Here is a 14,179-nt window from a genome sequence, read left to right on the forward strand (position 1 = left end):
GGGCGGGACGCTCCCTATCTGCAAGTCGTGATTAGGCGTTGTCGCGGATGCCGAGCTTCTCGATGAGCGCACGGTAGCGCGTGATGTCTTCCTTCTTCAGGTACTTGAGAAGGCGGCGGCGCTTGCCGACCAGGAGGAGCAGGCCACGACGCGAGTGGTGGTCGTGCTTGTGCTCCTGGACGTGGCCGGTGAGCTCGCGGATGCGGGTCGTCAGGATCGCGACCTGGACGTCGGTGGAACCCGAGTCGCCCTCGGACTGCGCGAACTCCTTGATGATCGCGGCCTTCTTTTCAGCGTCGAGCGCCATGTTCGAACACCCTTTCATGGTTACGGCCAACCCGCGGTGTCGAGCAGGCTGGTCAAGTGAACAACCCGTCCAGGCTAACAGGGCGTCAGCCCAGGTCCAAAGCCCGGCGGGTGTCTGCGACGTCGGTCTCGATCTGCTCGATGAGCGGCTCGATCCCGGTGAAGGTGATCTGGCCGCGCAGGCGGGCGGTGAAGTCGAGCCGGACGTGCTCGCCGTAGAGGTCGCCGTCGAAGTCGAGCAGGTGCGCCTCGACCGTGCGCGCGGTGCCCTCGAAGGTGGGGTTCGTGCCGACGCTGATCGCGGCGGCGTGCCGGTGGGCGTCGTGGTGGAACCAGCCCGCGTAGACCCCGTCGGCGGGGATCGCCGCGCCCGGCGTCCACTCGATGTTCGCGGTCGGGAAGCCCAGGGCGGTCCCGCCGCGCCCGGCCCCGTGGACCACGGTGCCCTCGATGCCGTAGTCGCGCCCGAGCAGGACCGCGGCGCCGGCGACGTCGCCCTCGGCGATGAGGCCGCGCACGCGGGTCGAGGAGAACGCCTCCTCATCGGAGGTGAGCGTCTGCGGCAGCACCTCGAACTCGAACTCCTCGCCGAGCTCGGCGAGCTTCTTGACGTCGCCGGCGGCCTTGTGGCCGAAGCGCCAGTTCTCGCCGACGACCACGGCCTTGGCGTGCAGGCCGCCCACCAGGACGTGCCGCACGAAGTAGTCCGGGCTCAGCTGCGAGAGCTCTTTCGTGAACGGCAGCACGCACACGGCGTCGACGCCGAGCGCGCCGAGCAGTTCGATGCGCCGCTCGATGCCGGTGAGCTGCGTGGGCATCGCGTGCGGTGCGACCACGGCGGTCGGATGGGGATCGAAGGTGACGACGACGCAGCGGGCCTCGCGCTCGGCTGCGGCCTTGACGGCGGTGCGGACGAGGGCCGCGTGGCCGCGGTGCACCCCGTCGAACACGCCGATGGCGACGACGGAGGCGGGCCAGCCCTCAGGGGTCGCGTCTATTCCACGCCAGGTTTCCACGGTCCAGATCTTGCCACTCCCGCAACGCGGACGGCGCCGTGATGGGGCGGCAGTGATGCAAGCGTGTTCCCTAGAGCATCAGCGACTGGTCGGCGTTCCCGCCCGAGGCGAAGATGAGCAGCAGCAGCACCCCCACGGCCACCACCAGCAGCATGCCGATGAAGAGCCACCCGGGGCTCGCGGGCTCGGCCAGCCGGGGCTGCTCCTCCGCGAGGATCTTCGGTTCCAGGTGGTCGGGGTCCTGCCGGGCCTGCTCAGAGAGGCTGCGGCGGAATTCCTCGGGCAGTTCGTCTGCGGCGCTCATACTCATGATGACTCCTGACTGCACTGGTCGAAGCGGCATTGCGAGTGGGGATCTCTCCATCAATTGTTGAGAGATCGTCGGCTATCCGACCGTCGTTTCCAGGAATCCGCCTGACAACAACCGCATTTCACCCTCGTGGAAATTACACGGCCGTGACCGCCCTACCATGCGAAACGTCCGGTACCCGCCCGAAAGCCCGCCGACCGCCCGAACCCGTGCCATGTTCATGTCCCAGGCACCGCAGAAACGGAGAACCGGCATGAACCGGAGCATCATCGCCTTGGCGGCGGCGGGCGTACTACTCGCGGCACTGACCCTGAACGCCGCGACCGAGGCCGACGCGGCGGGCACCGGCTGCACCCGGACCGGCAGCTACACGATGTGCGCCACCGATCCCAACGGCGCCAAGGACACTGCGATCGTCAGCGAGCTCGTCCGGCAGGTCGACGCGACCGCGGCGGGCGACACGATCCGCGCCGCCGTCTACCAGTGGACGCTCGACGCCCCCGTGGCGCCGCTGGCCGATGCGATGGTCGCCGCCGAGAAGCGCGGCGTGGACGTGCGGGCCGTGCTCGGCACCCGCTCCGACAGGCCGGCGGCGAACGACCCGGCGATCGGCAAGCTCAAGGCCGCCGGGGCGATGGTCCGCCAGTGCCCCGGCTCGTGCCTGCCGAACGCGTTCGGGACCCGCAAGGGCCCCATGCACAACCGGTTCTTCCTCATCGAGCAGGGCGGCGCGCCCACGGTGCTGGTGACGAGCTTCAACTTCACGTGGTCGCAGACGACGCAGGCGCACAACCTCCTCGGCGTCCACGGCGACCGGGGCCTGTTCGACTTCTACACGTCGTACTGGAACCGGCTGTACGCCGGGAACTGGGACGGCTGGACCGACAAGGAGAAGAGCACCAGGAGCGTCCTCGGGCGGGCGTGGGTGTTCCCGCGCGGCAGCGACGCGGTCGCCGACCAGCTCGCGGAGATCACCGAGTGCGCCTGGGGCGACCGGGTGCTGGTGGCGCACGCGAACTTCCAGTCGAACCGCCCGGCCGTGCGGACCCAGCTCGACCGGATCCAAGGGCTCGGCTGCACCGTGCGGGTGGTGGTGCTCGACGCGGAGACGTCGAGTCCGGGCTGGATCGAGGAGAAGCTCGGCTCGAGCAACGTGAAGGTGCATGCGTCGCACCGGAACAAGTACATCGTCGCCGAGGCGGGCTTCGGCGGGACGCACCGCGCGGTGGTGTGGACCGGGACGCACAACCTCAGCGGCAACGCCTTGAAGCACGCGGACGACAACCTGCTGCGGGTCGCGGACCAGGGCGTGGCCGACCGCTACGCCGAGCACTTCCAGCGACTGTGGAACGGCGGCAGGTAGACCGGAGGGGAGGGGGCCTTCTCGCGGCCCCCTCCCCTCACGGTGATCGCCTCGCTCAGCCCTTGACGGAGCCCGCCAGCAGACCGCGCACGAAGTAGCGCTGCAGCAGCAGGAACACCAGGAGCGGCACGATGATCGCGATGAAGCCCGCCGCCGGCAGGCGGGTCCAGTTGTTGCCCCAGCTGCCGGCCATGTCGCCGAGGACCGCGGTGAGCGGCCGGGTGGCCTCGCCGCCGCCGAAGGTGCGGCCGACCAGGAAGTCGTTCCACACCCACAGGAACTGGAAGATCGCGATGGACGCGATCGCCGGGGTCACCAGCGGCAGGACCACCTTGCGGAAGATCTGCGAGTGGGTGGCGCCGTCGATCCGGGCGGCCTCCATGACGTCGCCGGGGAGCTCCCGCATGAAGTTGTGCAGCAGGAAGATCGCCAGTGGCAGCCCGAAGATCGAGTGGGCGATCCACACTTGCACGATCGTGTTCACGCCCTCGAGCTCCCAGGCGGGCGTGATGGTCACGCCGCCCACGTGGAGGCCCTTGCTGAAGAACGACAGCAGCGGGATGAGCGCCATCTGGAGCGGGACGACCTGCAGCGCGAAGATCGCGATGTACAGGAAGTTCCGGCCCTTGAAGTCGATCCAGGACAGCGCGTAGGCCGCCATGGCCGCGAACACCACCGGGATGACCACGCCGGGGATGGTGATGACGATCGTGTTGATGAGGTTGCGGATGAGCCCGCCGCCCTGCGTGTTCGAGTACAGGACGTAGTTGTAGGTCTCGAGCGTGGCCGAGCCCGGGTTGGTGAAGAACATCCACCAGCCGGTCTCGTTGATGTCGTCCTCCGGGCGCAGCGAGGAGATGAAGAGCCCGGCGGTCGGGATCGTCCACAGTGCTGCGATGACGAGGGCGACGATGCTCGCGACCCGGCTGGAGAGGACGCGGCGCAGGCGCGCGCCGCGGGTCTCGCCGATCCGGGAGGCCTGCTCCTGCGCTTTGGTGTCGACGCTCATCGGGTCTCCAGTTCCTGGCGGCGCATGTTGCGCACCTGGTAGATGACGACGGGGATGACGAGCGCGAACAGCAGCACGGCCATGGTGGCGCCGCGTCCGTCATTGCCGAGCCGGAAGGCCTGGTCCCACATGTTGTGGGCGAGGACGTCGGTGCCGTGGTGGCCGCCGGTCATGGCGCGCACGATGTCGAAGAGCTTCAGCGTGGCGATGAAGACGGTGACGGCGACGACGACGATGGCCGAGCGGATCGACGGGACGGTGACGTTCCAGAAGATCTCCGAGGGGCTCGCCCCGTCGATGCGGGCGGCCTCGACGATCTCGGTGGGCACGCCCTTGAGCGCGGCCGAGAGGACGACGGTGGCGAAGCCGACCTCGATCCACACGAGGACCACCATGAGCAGGAAGTTGTTCCAGGGGGTCTCGTTGAGCCAGTTGACGGGGTCGCCGCCGAACCAGACGAGGATCTGGTTGAGCAGGCCGATCTGGTCGCCCGAGCGGTCGTACTCGTAGACGAGCTTCCAGATGATGGAGGCGCCCACGAACGAGATGCCCATGGGGAGGAACACGAGGGCCTTGTAGGCGCGCTCGCCTTTGCGGCCGTCGATGAGGACGGCGTAGACGAGGCCGACCACCGTCGACACGAGCGGGACGATGACGATCCACAGGACGGTGTTGATGAGGACTTTCAGGGCGTCCGGGTCGGTGACGGCCCAGGTGTAGTTGTCGATCCCCACGAACTCCGAGCCGTCGCCGGAGAAGAACGACATGGCGACGGTGCGGATGGCGGGGTAGACGAGGCCGACCACGAGGAACAGGACGGCGGGGGCCAGGAACACGAGCGCGACCGCACGGCTGCGGTCGCGGCGCGAGGCGAGTTCGGCGAGGCCGTAGAGGGCCAGCAGGACCGCTGCGAAGGCGACGAGGCCGACGCCCAGGAGGCCGAAGCGGTCGGTGTAATCGGAGATGTCCACGTTGTGCGACTCCAGTTGTCTCTGCCTGATGACGGCTTGCCAGCTGCACCGAGCGGGTCCATCGGCGGGTCGCGGGCGGTGCCGCGGGTGCAATGGGGCCGAGCGGGACCGGTCCGGTCCCGCTCGGCGTGCTCATCTACAGCTGTGCAGGCGGCAGGCTACTGCGGCCAGGAGGCTTCGATGTCGTCGGCCATCTGCTGCGAGGTCTTGGTGCCGTCGGCCCATTCGACGATGCCGGTCCAGAAGGACGAGGCGCCGACCTCACCGGGCATGAGGTCCGAGCCGTCGAAGCGGACGGTGACGGCCGGGTCGGTCAGGATCTCGGTGGCGAACACGTTGACCGGCGTCGTGGCGACCGCCGGGTCGACGCCCTGCTGGGCGGTGCTCCACGGGCCGGTCTGCAGACGCGTGCTGTGGTAGAGCTCCGACGCCAGGAACTGGCGGGTGGCCTCGGTGGCCTCGGAGTCGGAGAACGCGGCCACGAACTCGCCGCCGACGAGCATGGTGTTGGCGGCCGGGTCGGTCTCCGGGAACTGGAACGCGAACACGTCGCCGTCCTCGGCGACCACGGTGTCCTCAGGCCACATGGCGCCGTAGAAGGAGGCCATGCGGTAGAAGGCGCACTCGTTGTTCAGGATCGGGTGCCCGGCGGTCTGGAACGCGGTGGAGCTGATCGTGTCCGGACCGTTGAAGACGTACTCCTCGTTCTGGAGCACCGTTCCGGCCTTGTCGATCGCGCTGACGATCTGCGGGTCGTTGAAGGGGATCTCGTGGTTGACCCACTGGTCGTACACGTCGGTGCCCTCGCGCAGGACGATGTCCTCGATCCAGTCGGTGCCCGGCCAGCCGGTGGCGCCGCCCGATTCGAAGCCGGCGCACCACGGGGTGGTGCCGGATGCGGCGATCGTGTCGGAGAGGGCGATCAGCTCGTCCCACGTGGTGGGGACGGTGTAGTCGTTGTCGGCGAAGAACTGCGGCGAGTACCAGATGAACGACTTGGCGTTCGCCGAGTTCGGCGCGGCGTAGAGCTGGCCGTCGATGGTGCCGTAGGCGAGCCAGTCCTCCGACCAGCCCTCGGTGGCGAGCGTGGTGAGCTCCGGCGAGGCCGGGACCAGGTCGTCCTTGAAGTTGGACATGAGGCCGGGCTGCGGGAAGAGCGCGATGTCGGGGGCGGTGCCGCCGTCGACGCGGACCTTCATGTCGGCCTCGAACTGGCCGGTGCCCTCGTACTCGATGTTGATGCCGGTGCACTCTTCGAAGTAGTGCCAGCCGGCCTGCATCTCGTCGGCCTCTTGGTCGAGGATGGAGGCGAAGATGGTGACGGTCTCGTCCTCGAAGTCGCCGTAGGAGTCGTACTGCGCGCAGTCCTCGGCGGCCGCGGGGATCTCGCCGCGGATGTTGAAGCTCTCCTGTTCGTTCCCCTCGTCAGGGGCGCCGCACGCCGCCACGGCGAGCGCGGTGACACTGGTGGCAGCCGCAAGGCAGGATATTCTTCGCGTCTTGCTCATCGGGGTTTCCCTCTCTTCGCAGGTGTTGGTGCCCCCGGCGAGTCCGACTGCCTCCCTGTCCCTGCCTGCCGGGAACCGCTCTCACTGGTTCCGCCCCAGGTAGGGACTGCCTCACCCGCCGTTGGGGCGACGCTGGCAATGGTGCTCTGGGTAACACTGATTGTCAAGTGTGCATTGCCGAATCGTTACCCGGCGGGATTGGATCGATATCTGTCGCCACCCAATTCATGGGAGCGATACCAATGACGTATCATTCCGGGGCCCGGCAACCGCCTGCTGTTACAGAAGTACAGCCGAATAGTTCGCGAAAGGTGCGACCGATGACGCAGCTGACCTTCCCCCAGGGCTTCCTGTGGGGAACCGCCACGGCCTCATACCAGATCGAGGGCGCGGCGACCGAGGACGGCCGGGGCCAGTCCATCTGGGACACGTTCTCGGCGACCCCCGGCAAGACCTGGCGCGGCCAGTCCGGGGCCGTGGCCTGCGACCACTACCACCGCGTCGACGAGGACATCGCCCTGATGGCCTCCCTCGGCGTCGACACCTACCGGTTCTCCATCGCGTGGCCGCGCATCCAGCCCGACGGCACCGGCCCGGCCAACCCCAAGGGCCTGGACTTCTACGACCGCCTCGTCGACAAGCTCGTGGCCGCCGGCATCAAGCCGATGCCCACGCTCTACCACTGGGACCTCCCCCAGGCGTTCGAGGACCGCGGCGGCTGGCCCGTGCGCGAGACCGCCGAGCGCTTCGGCGACTACGCCGCCATCGTCGGCGCGCGCCTCTCGGACCGGGTCCACACCTGGTGGACCCTCAACGAGCCGTGGTGCTCGGCCTACCTCGGCTACGGCAACGGCCACCACGCGCCGGGCCGCACCGAGCCCGCCGCCGCGCTCGCCGCCGTGCACCACCTGAACCTCGCGCACGGCCTCGCCGTGCAGTCGCTGCGCGCCGCCGGGGCCGAGCAGGTCTCGATCGTGCTCAACCCCACGCAGTGCCGCGGCGAGGAAGAGGCCGTGCGGGTCGTGGACGGCATCGCGAACCGGGTCTTCTTTGACCCGATCCTGCTCGGCCGGTACCCCGCCGACGTCATCGAGCGCACCCGGCACCACACCGACTGGTCCTTCGTCCAAGAGGGCGACCTCGAGACCATCAACCAGCCCATCGACGTGCTCGGGGTCAACTACTACAGCCCCACCTGGCTGCGCGCGAAGCCCGGCGAGCCGGAGAGCGACGTCGGCCCGGGCACGATCGGCATCGAGACCTACACGCCGGAGGGCCTGGAGTTCACCGACATGGGCTGGGCCGTCGACGCCACGGGCCTGACCGACCTGCTGGTGCGCATCCAGAAGGACTACGGCGTGCCCACGATGATCACCGAGAACGGCGCGGCCTACCCGACCGGGCCGGGCGAGGACGGCGAGGTCCACGACGACGAGCGCGTCGCGTACCTGCGCGCGCACATCGCGGCCGTCCACGACGCGATCGAGGCCGGCGCCGACGTGCGCGGCTACACCGCCTGGTCGCTCATGGACAACTTCGAGTGGGCCTTCGGCTACGACAAGCGCTTCGGCATCGTCCACGTCGACTACGCCACCCAGCAGCGCACTCCCAAGGACAGCGCGAAGTTCTACTCAAAGGTCATCGCCGACAACGGCCTGACCAGGTAACCCCAGCGCGGCCCGGAGCGAGCGCACCGCGCGCTCCGGGTCGGCGGCGCGCATCACCGCGCCCATGACCGCGACCCCCGCCGCACCCGCCTCCCTTGCGGCGAGGGCGCGGTCGGGGCCGGTGACGCCGCCGAGCGCGTACACCGGGACCGGGCTCGCCGCGCACGCCTCGCGCAGGGCGTCGGTCCCGATCGGGGGCCCGTAGCCGGGTTTGGAGTCGGTGGCCCAGACCGGCGAGTAGGTGCAGTAGTCGAGGCCGGGGTCGATCGGCTCGCCGGCGTGGACGGAGCGGCCGACGAGCGCGGGGCGGGGCCGGGGCACCGGGAACGCGCGCGAGAGGTGCGCGGCGGCGACGGGTGCGGCCGGGTCGGCGATGATGAGCAGGCCTCCGGCCGCGTCCACTGCCGGCTGCAGCGCCTCGGCGAGTGCGGCGCGCTCGTCCCAGCGGAGGTGCTTGTCGCGCAGGACGAGTGCGAAGGGTCCGCCACGGAGGGCGAGGGCGATCTGCTCGATGAGCGGCCGGGGGCAGCCGGGGATCGCGGTGATGACGAGCAGTCGGTGGTCCACGGGTCGACCTTATCCGGGTGCTGCCGGTGGGGTTGGAGTCCCGAATCGTCCTACTCGCCAGGGCTTCCTCTTTTAACACTTATGTATCGGTCCGATGTCCGAGCTTGCGTAATTCGCGACACAGGTGCGAAACTTCAGGGGATGAACATCGGCGATCAAATCAACGGGCTGCGCACCGAAGGGGAGCGGATCGCTGTCGCTGGTGGAGAACTCGCGCTGAATGCGAGCGTGCCCACCTGCCCAGGATGGAACGTCAAGGATCTCTTGACCCACATCGGGACCGTCCATCGATGGGCGGCGGCGATCGTGGGCGAAGCGTTGCCTTACGATCCACGGAAACAGGAGTTCCAGCGCATCGTGGGGCCCATGCCGCACGACGACCTGCTGGTCGACTGGGTCCGCGAAGGGCTGCTGCGGCTCGCGGCCGTGCTGGAGGCCGCCCCGAGCGGGCTCCAGTGCTGGCAGCAGTTCCCCTCCGAGTCGTCGCGCCGCTTCTGGGTCCGCAGGCAGGCCCACGAGACCACCATCCACCGTGTCGACGCCGAGCAGGCCCGGGGCGACGAGATCTCACCGATCTGTCCCGAGTTCGCGGCGGACGGCATCGACGAGCTGCTGCTGGGGTTCCACGGCAGGCCGTCGAGCAGGGTGCGGGCGCTGCGCCCGTCCGTGCTCCACATCCATGCCACCGATCTGCCGCCGGGGCGCGGCGACTGGTACATCCACCCCACCGACACGGGTCCGCTCGTGACGTTCAGCGAGGTCGAGACCCCGCACTGCGTCATCGAGGGCCCGGTGGAGCTCTTGTACCTGGCGCTGTGGAACCGGCTGCCGTTCGACGACCTGCTGGTCCGCGGGGACCCGGCACTGCTCCACTTGTGGCGCAATTACTCCGCGGTCCGCTGGGTCGACCCGGTGGACGTATGACGTTTCTGACTCTGGGCGACTGGAGCGCTACAGTCCGAAACTGCTGGTAGCCGACTGCTCACGGTCCGATTTGTCCGGGCGGTGCGGAGTTGCGGCATCCGAGCGGCACTCGGTCGGGCGCGCTGCTGCGCGGCGGCGGGGGGCGGGGATCGTAAGCTCACGGTCGTGAACGAGGATGCCGCGAATCAGCCGATGCACAGCCATGCCGTCCCGAACGACGCCGTACCCCGTGCCGCCCTGTGGATCCTGGTCCCGGCGGCGGCCGCGACGATCCTCGGCCTGATCCTCCTGTGGCCCTCCGGGGTCGCCGACGCCGAGGCGATCGACGCGTACGGCACCGAGGTGGACGGCCACGTGCTCGCGGTGCACGAGACCGAGTGCGACGAGGCGGACGCCGAGCTGAACGAGCAGCTGCAGGCGACCGTGTGCGGCGACGTGGTCGTGCGCCTGCTGTCCGGCGAGCACGCGGACGAGGAGGCGATCGTCGACATCCCCAGCGGCCCAGGCGCTCCCGTCGTCGAGGTCGGGGACGACGTCATCCTCCTCCACACGCCCGACTCCGTCTCGGGCCAGCAGTACCACATCATCGACCACGACCGCTCCAGCGCGCTGTGGGCGCTCGCGATCGCGTTCGCGCTCGCCGTGGTCGCGTTCGGACGGTGGAAGGGCCTGCGGTCGCTGGTGAGCCTCGGGATCACCTTCGCCGTGGTGCTGCTGTTCATGGTCCCGGCGGTGCTCGACGGGTCCTCGCCGATCCTCGTCGCCGTGGTCGGCTCGGCCGCGATCATGCTCGTCTCGCTCTACCTGGGGCACGGCTGGAACCGCACGACCACGGTGGCCGTGGTCGGGACGCTCGCGTCGCTCATCGTCACGGTGCTGCTGGCCGAGGCGGCCGTGAACCTCACGAAGCTCAACGGGGTGCTCGACGAGAACACCACGAACCTGGCGCTGCAGTACCCGATCGACATGTCGGGCCTGCTCCTGGCGGGCATCCTCATCGGCGCGCTCGGCGTCATCGACGACGTGACGGTCTCGCAGGCCGCCACTGTGGACGAAGTCGCGAAGGCCAACCCGAAGTGGAGCTCGGGGCGGCTGTTCACATCGGGGATGCGGGTCGGGCGCGACCACCTGACCTCGGTCGTGAACACCCTGGTCCTGGCGTACGCGGGCGCGTCCCTGCCGCTGCTGGTGCTCATCAGCGCCGCGAACCGGCCCCTGGAGCAGGTGCTCACGAGCCAGCTCGTCGCCACCGAGATCGTGCGGTCGGTCGCCGGCACGCTCGGCCTCATCGCGGCCGTGCCGATCACGACCTGGCTCGCCGCCTACCTCGCGCGGCGCAACCCCCAGCCGAAGGCACCCAAGGCCCCCAAGGAGAAGCCGAAGCCCAAGCCCGCCCCTGAGGCGGCGGCGTGGGACGAGGACGAGTCGCCCTACCCGCCCTCGCACCTCAGGTGAGCCTCGCTTCCTAGAACCGCTCCGCAGCGGTCATCAGCTTCCGCGCGGCCTGGTGCAGCGCCTGGAGCACGGTCATCACCGCCGGGCGGCCCGTCGAGGCCGTCCGGTGCACCACGTAGACCTCCCGGCCCGGCAGGTCCTCGGCCACCTTCCGCACCGCCACGTCCTTGCGCTCGGCCGCGGCCATCCACGGCGCCACCGTCACTCCCAGGCCCTTCGCGACCAAAGTGAGGATCGTGTCGAGCCCCTCGAACTCCGAGACCGGCGCGCTGATCCCCTCGGCCCGCCACAGCCGCGCCAGCGCCATGCGCGACGGCTCGCCGTCCGGGGAGGCGATCCAGGACTCCCCCGCCAGCTCGTGCGCCGAGAGGACCTCCTTGGCCGCCAAGGGGTGCTTGGTCGGCAGGACCGCCACGAGCGGGTCGTTCACGAGGTGGTGGAAGGTCAGCGGGCCGGAGGTGGGCGGGCGGCGCTGGCCTGACCAGTCGTCGATGAGGGCCAGGTCGATCTCGCCGGACCGCACGCGCGCCAGGGACTCCGAGACGGTGTGCTGCTGGAGCAGGACCATCTGGAGCTCGGGGTAGCGGCGCAGGCGGCGCACGATCGGGCCCGCGAGGGCGACGGCGACGGTGGGGAACGCGGTGACGGTGACCCGTCCGCGCGGCTCGGCGGACTCGGCGAGCAGGTCGGTCTCGGCCGCGTCGATCGCCTCGAGGATGTGCGCGGTGTGGGCGACGAGGCGGCGCCCCGCGTCGGTCAGCTGGGCCGACCGGGCGGTGCGCTCCAGGAGCGACACGCCGGTCTCCTTTTCCAAGGCGGCCAGCTGCTGCGAGACGGCCGAAGCGGTCTGGCCGGTCGCCGAGGCAGTGGCGGCTATCGATCCCTGGCCCGCGAATTCGTAGAGAAGCCGCAGGCGGCGCACATCGAGCATAAGGAAATCTTACCCTCGGCGAAAGCTAGAAATACTTGCGATGATGCTCATTCGAGAGGAGATTGGTCCACGTCTCACGACCATCCACCAGGGAGTCACCGTGACCGTCTCCGCCACCCTCGCCGCCAACGAAGCCATCGCCGCGCGCCGCGCCGCCGGGCAGGAGGTGGTCGCGCTCGGCTTCGGTGAGGCGGGCATCCCCGTGCACCCCTTGCTGAGCCAGCGGCTCGCCCAGGCCGCCGGCCGCATCGCCTACGGCCCCGTGGCCGGGACCGACGAGGCCCGCGACGCCGCCGCCGGGTACTGGACCCGCCGCGGCAACCCCACCGAAGGCGGGCAGGTGCTCCTCGGCCCCGGCTCCAAGCCGCTGCTGTTCGCGCTCCAGCACGCCATCGGCGGCGACGTCGTCCTCCCGCGCCCCGCGTGGGTCTCCTACGCCGCCCAGTCGCACCTGCTCGGCCGCGAGCCGATCCGGGTGCCCGTGCCCGAAGGCGAAGGCGGCGTTCCCGACGCGGCCCTCATGGAGGCGGCCGTGCGCGAGGCCCGCGCCGCCGGCCGGGACCCGCGCCTGGTCGTGGTCACCCTCCCGGACAACCCGACCGGCCGCCTCGCCTCCGAGGCCTCCGTGCAGGCCCTGTGCGCCAAGGCCCGCGAACTCGACCTCGTCATCGTCGCCGACGAGATCTACCGCGACCTCGTGTTCAAACCCGGTGCCTTCCCCTCCCCCAGCGAGTGGGCGCCCGAGCGCACCGTCACGACCACCGCGCTCTCCAAGAACTACGCGCTCGGCGGCTGGCGCATCGGCGCGGCCCGCTTCCCCGACTCGGACCTGGGCCGCGGACTCCAGGAGTCGGTGCGCGGCATCGCCTCCGAGCTCTGGTCCTCGGCGCCGCTGCCGATGCAGCACGCCGCCGCCTACGCCTGGTCGGACCCGGCCGAGCTCGTCGACCGGGTCGCCATGGCGCGGCGCCTGCACGGCGCGGTCGCGAACGCCGTCGCCGAGATCTTCGCGGCGGTCGGCTGCCAGGTGCGCGTCCCGCAGGGCGGGTTCTACGTGTGGCCGGAGTTCGCTCCCCTGCGCGCGGCGCTGGCCGAGCGCTGGGGCGTGCGCACCAGCGCCGACCTCTCCCAGGTTTTGCTGGACGAGTTCGGGATCGTGGTCATCGCGGGGGACGCGTTCGGGGACGACCCGGCGGCGCTGACGATCCGCGTCGCCGTCACCGGCCTCTACGGCGAGTCCGACTCCCAGCGCCTCGCGGCGCTCATGTCGGACGACCCGCTGGAGATGCCGTGGCTCGCCGAGTCCCTCGACGCCTTGCGGGACAAGCTGAAGGCGCTCGTCGCCTAGCTGAAGTGCCTGTAGAGGACGATCGCCACGGACACGCAGACGATCACCGCCACGATGGCGGCCACGACGAACAGCGCGCCCACGAAGCGCTGGATCTCGAGTTCGCGGCCTTCCCTGACCGGCCCGCGCCAGCGCCCGTACCGCCAGTGGTCCTCGCCGCCGAGCTCGTCGTCGCCGACGTCCAGCAGGAGCGCCTGGAGGTCGGCGACGCTCCGGGCCCGCTGGGCCATCCGGCGCCGCAGGCGGTACTGCCGGGCGTCGAGCACGCCCTTGCGCCGGGCCGTGGCGAGGCGGTCGAGGGCGATGCGCTTGTCGGTACTGGAAGGCCGCGCGGCAAATGCGTCCATTGCGTCCATGAGGTGCTCCCACCTGTGCTCACTTCATCTTCGCAGAGATGAAGACCCTATGCATTCCCCATTTCCCCTGGTAGTACGCATAGGTGGCACAGGTGCACCACAGGCCGCAGGAGCCACTCCCGCGCGGCCGATCGAGCAGATCCGTTGGGAGTTCAGTCGAGGAGGTCGCTGACGGCCCGCGCCAGTTCGGTGTCCTTGGCGGACACCTTGTTGCCTGCCGAGTGGGTGGTCGCGGAGACGCGCAGCTTGTCGTAGTTGACGGTGAGGTCCGCGTGGTGGCCGCGCTGCTCGTTCAGGAAGCCGACCGCGGTCGCGGCGGCGAGCGCCCGGAGGTGGCCGTCGAAGGTCCAGGTCTGCTCCAGCCGGTCGCCGACGTGACTCCAGCCGGGGAGGTCCGACAGCGCGAGTTCGATCTCGGCCTCGGTCAAGGGTTGGTCGCTCATACCCT

Annotated in this window: 15 protein-coding genes; 5 read left to right on the forward strand and 10 right to left on the reverse strand. The window is 69.9% G+C overall.

Features of this window, described 5'->3' with window-relative positions:
• Positions 1 to 31 precede the first annotated feature (31 nt).
• From rpsO to QWI33_RS03230, 3 genes are all read right to left on the reverse strand, one after another.
• The gene (gene rpsO / locus QWI33_RS03220) at positions 32 to 307 is read right to left on the reverse strand and encodes a 30S ribosomal protein S15 (RefSeq protein WP_289954820.1); all 276 of its coding nucleotides are present in this window, start codon (positions 305 to 307) and stop codon (positions 32 to 34) included.
• Positions 308 to 392: 85 nt separating this feature from the next.
• Complete coding sequence (locus QWI33_RS03225) at positions 393 to 1,322, reverse strand: bifunctional riboflavin kinase/FAD synthetase (protein WP_289954821.1); 930 nt, start codon at positions 1,320 to 1,322, stop codon at positions 393 to 395.
• Between the two features lie 70 nt (positions 1,323 to 1,392).
• Entirely contained in the window at positions 1,393 to 1,626 is a 234-nt protein-coding gene (locus tag QWI33_RS03230) for a hypothetical protein (RefSeq protein ID WP_289954824.1), read from the reverse strand.
• 259 nt (positions 1,627 to 1,885) lie between these two features.
• Here QWI33_RS03230 and QWI33_RS03235 point away from each other — a divergent pair, with 259 nt between their 5' ends.
• Positions 1,886 to 2,995: a phospholipase D-like domain-containing protein gene (locus tag QWI33_RS03235; protein WP_289954826.1), complete on the forward strand. Its 1,110-nt coding sequence runs from the start codon at positions 1,886 to 1,888 to the stop codon at positions 2,993 to 2,995.
• A gap of 55 nt (positions 2,996 to 3,050) precedes the next feature.
• Here QWI33_RS03235 and QWI33_RS03240 read toward each other — a convergent pair whose 3' ends face one another.
• The 3 genes from QWI33_RS03240 to QWI33_RS03250 form a co-directional block, all read right to left on the reverse strand.
• Entirely contained in the window at positions 3,051 to 4,004 is a 954-nt protein-coding gene (locus QWI33_RS03240; RefSeq protein ID WP_289954828.1) for a carbohydrate ABC transporter permease, read from the reverse strand.
• Positions 4,001 to 4,975 (reverse strand): carbohydrate ABC transporter permease, encoded by a 975-nt coding sequence (locus tag QWI33_RS03245; RefSeq protein WP_289954831.1) that lies wholly within the window; start codon positions 4,973 to 4,975, stop codon positions 4,001 to 4,003. The genes QWI33_RS03240 and QWI33_RS03245 overlap by 4 nt, the downstream gene beginning before the upstream one ends.
• Positions 4,976 to 5,133: 158 nt before the next feature.
• On the reverse strand, positions 5,134 to 6,483 hold the full coding sequence (locus tag QWI33_RS03250) for an ABC transporter substrate-binding protein (protein WP_289954833.1): 1,350 nt from the start codon (positions 6,481 to 6,483) through the stop codon (positions 5,134 to 5,136).
• A 320-nt stretch (positions 6,484 to 6,803) separates the two neighbouring features.
• Here QWI33_RS03250 and QWI33_RS03255 point away from each other — a divergent pair, with 320 nt between their 5' ends.
• The gene (locus QWI33_RS03255; RefSeq protein WP_289954835.1) at positions 6,804 to 8,150 is read left to right on the forward strand and encodes a GH1 family beta-glucosidase; all 1,347 of its coding nucleotides are present in this window, start codon (positions 6,804 to 6,806) and stop codon (positions 8,148 to 8,150) included.
• Here the strand turns inward: QWI33_RS03255 and QWI33_RS03260 are convergent.
• Positions 8,115 to 8,717: a thiamine phosphate synthase gene (locus QWI33_RS03260; RefSeq protein WP_289954837.1), complete on the reverse strand. Its 603-nt coding sequence runs from the start codon at positions 8,715 to 8,717 to the stop codon at positions 8,115 to 8,117. The genes QWI33_RS03255 and QWI33_RS03260 overlap by 36 nt on opposite strands.
• Before the next feature lie 141 nt (positions 8,718 to 8,858).
• Here QWI33_RS03260 and QWI33_RS03265 point away from each other — a divergent pair, with 141 nt between their 5' ends.
• Both QWI33_RS03265 and QWI33_RS03270 read left to right on the forward strand, forming a co-directional pair.
• Complete coding sequence (locus QWI33_RS03265; protein WP_289954839.1) at positions 8,859 to 9,641, forward strand: maleylpyruvate isomerase family mycothiol-dependent enzyme; 783 nt, start codon at positions 8,859 to 8,861, stop codon at positions 9,639 to 9,641.
• A gap of 165 nt (positions 9,642 to 9,806) precedes the next feature.
• A complete protein-coding gene (locus tag QWI33_RS03270) occupies positions 9,807 to 11,096 on the forward strand; it encodes a YibE/F family protein (RefSeq protein ID WP_289954842.1) in 1,290 nt (429 codons plus the stop codon).
• A 10-nt stretch (positions 11,097 to 11,106) separates the two neighbouring features.
• Here QWI33_RS03270 and QWI33_RS03275 read toward each other — a convergent pair whose 3' ends face one another.
• Positions 11,107 to 12,027 (reverse strand): LysR family transcriptional regulator, encoded by a 921-nt coding sequence (locus tag QWI33_RS03275; RefSeq protein WP_289954844.1) that lies wholly within the window; start codon positions 12,025 to 12,027, stop codon positions 11,107 to 11,109.
• Positions 12,028 to 12,127: 100 nt separating this feature from the next.
• On the opposite strand from QWI33_RS03275, the gene QWI33_RS03280 reads away from it, so the two are divergent.
• Positions 12,128 to 13,375, forward strand: coding sequence for a pyridoxal phosphate-dependent aminotransferase (locus QWI33_RS03280; RefSeq protein WP_289954846.1), 1,248 nt, complete (start codon positions 12,128 to 12,130; stop codon positions 13,373 to 13,375).
• On the opposite strand, the gene QWI33_RS03285 is transcribed toward QWI33_RS03280, so the two are convergent.
• Complete coding sequence (locus QWI33_RS03285; protein ID WP_289954848.1) at positions 13,372 to 13,731, reverse strand: hypothetical protein; 360 nt, start codon at positions 13,729 to 13,731, stop codon at positions 13,372 to 13,374. The genes QWI33_RS03280 and QWI33_RS03285 overlap by 4 nt on opposite strands.
• Before the next feature lie 152 nt (positions 13,732 to 13,883).
• Complete coding sequence (locus tag QWI33_RS03290) at positions 13,884 to 14,174, reverse strand: 4a-hydroxytetrahydrobiopterin dehydratase (protein ID WP_289954850.1); 291 nt, start codon at positions 14,172 to 14,174, stop codon at positions 13,884 to 13,886.
• Between the last annotated feature and the right edge of the window lie 5 nt (positions 14,175 to 14,179).

It is taken from the genome of Glycomyces tritici (assembly GCF_030403505.1).

Coding starts and splice junctions, on each gene's coding strand:
- rpsO (WP_289954820.1), bottom strand. CDS start 307: ATGGCGCTCGACGCTGAAAAGAAGGCCGCGATCATCAAGGAGTTCGCG.
- QWI33_RS03265 (WP_289954839.1), top strand. CDS start 8,859: ATGAACATCGGCGATCAAATCAACGGGCTGCGCACCGAAGGGGAGCGG.
- QWI33_RS03240 (WP_289954828.1), bottom strand. CDS start 4,004: ATGAGCGTCGACACCAAAGCGCAGGAGCAGGCCTCCCGGATCGGCGAG.
- QWI33_RS03285 (WP_289954848.1), bottom strand. CDS start 13,731: ATGGACGCAATGGACGCATTTGCCGCGCGGCCTTCCAGTACCGACAAG.
- QWI33_RS03255 (WP_289954835.1), top strand. CDS start 6,804: ATGACGCAGCTGACCTTCCCCCAGGGCTTCCTGTGGGGAACCGCCACG.
- QWI33_RS03275 (WP_289954844.1), bottom strand. CDS start 12,027: ATGCTCGATGTGCGCCGCCTGCGGCTTCTCTACGAATTCGCGGGCCAG.
- QWI33_RS03250 (WP_289954833.1), bottom strand. CDS start 6,483: ATGAGCAAGACGCGAAGAATATCCTGCCTTGCGGCTGCCACCAGTGTC.
- QWI33_RS03235 (WP_289954826.1), top strand. CDS start 1,886: ATGAACCGGAGCATCATCGCCTTGGCGGCGGCGGGCGTACTACTCGCG.
- QWI33_RS03230 (WP_289954824.1), bottom strand. CDS start 1,626: ATGAGCGCCGCAGACGAACTGCCCGAGGAATTCCGCCGCAGCCTCTCT.
- QWI33_RS03290 (WP_289954850.1), bottom strand. CDS start 14,174: ATGAGCGACCAACCCTTGACCGAGGCCGAGATCGAACTCGCGCTGTCG.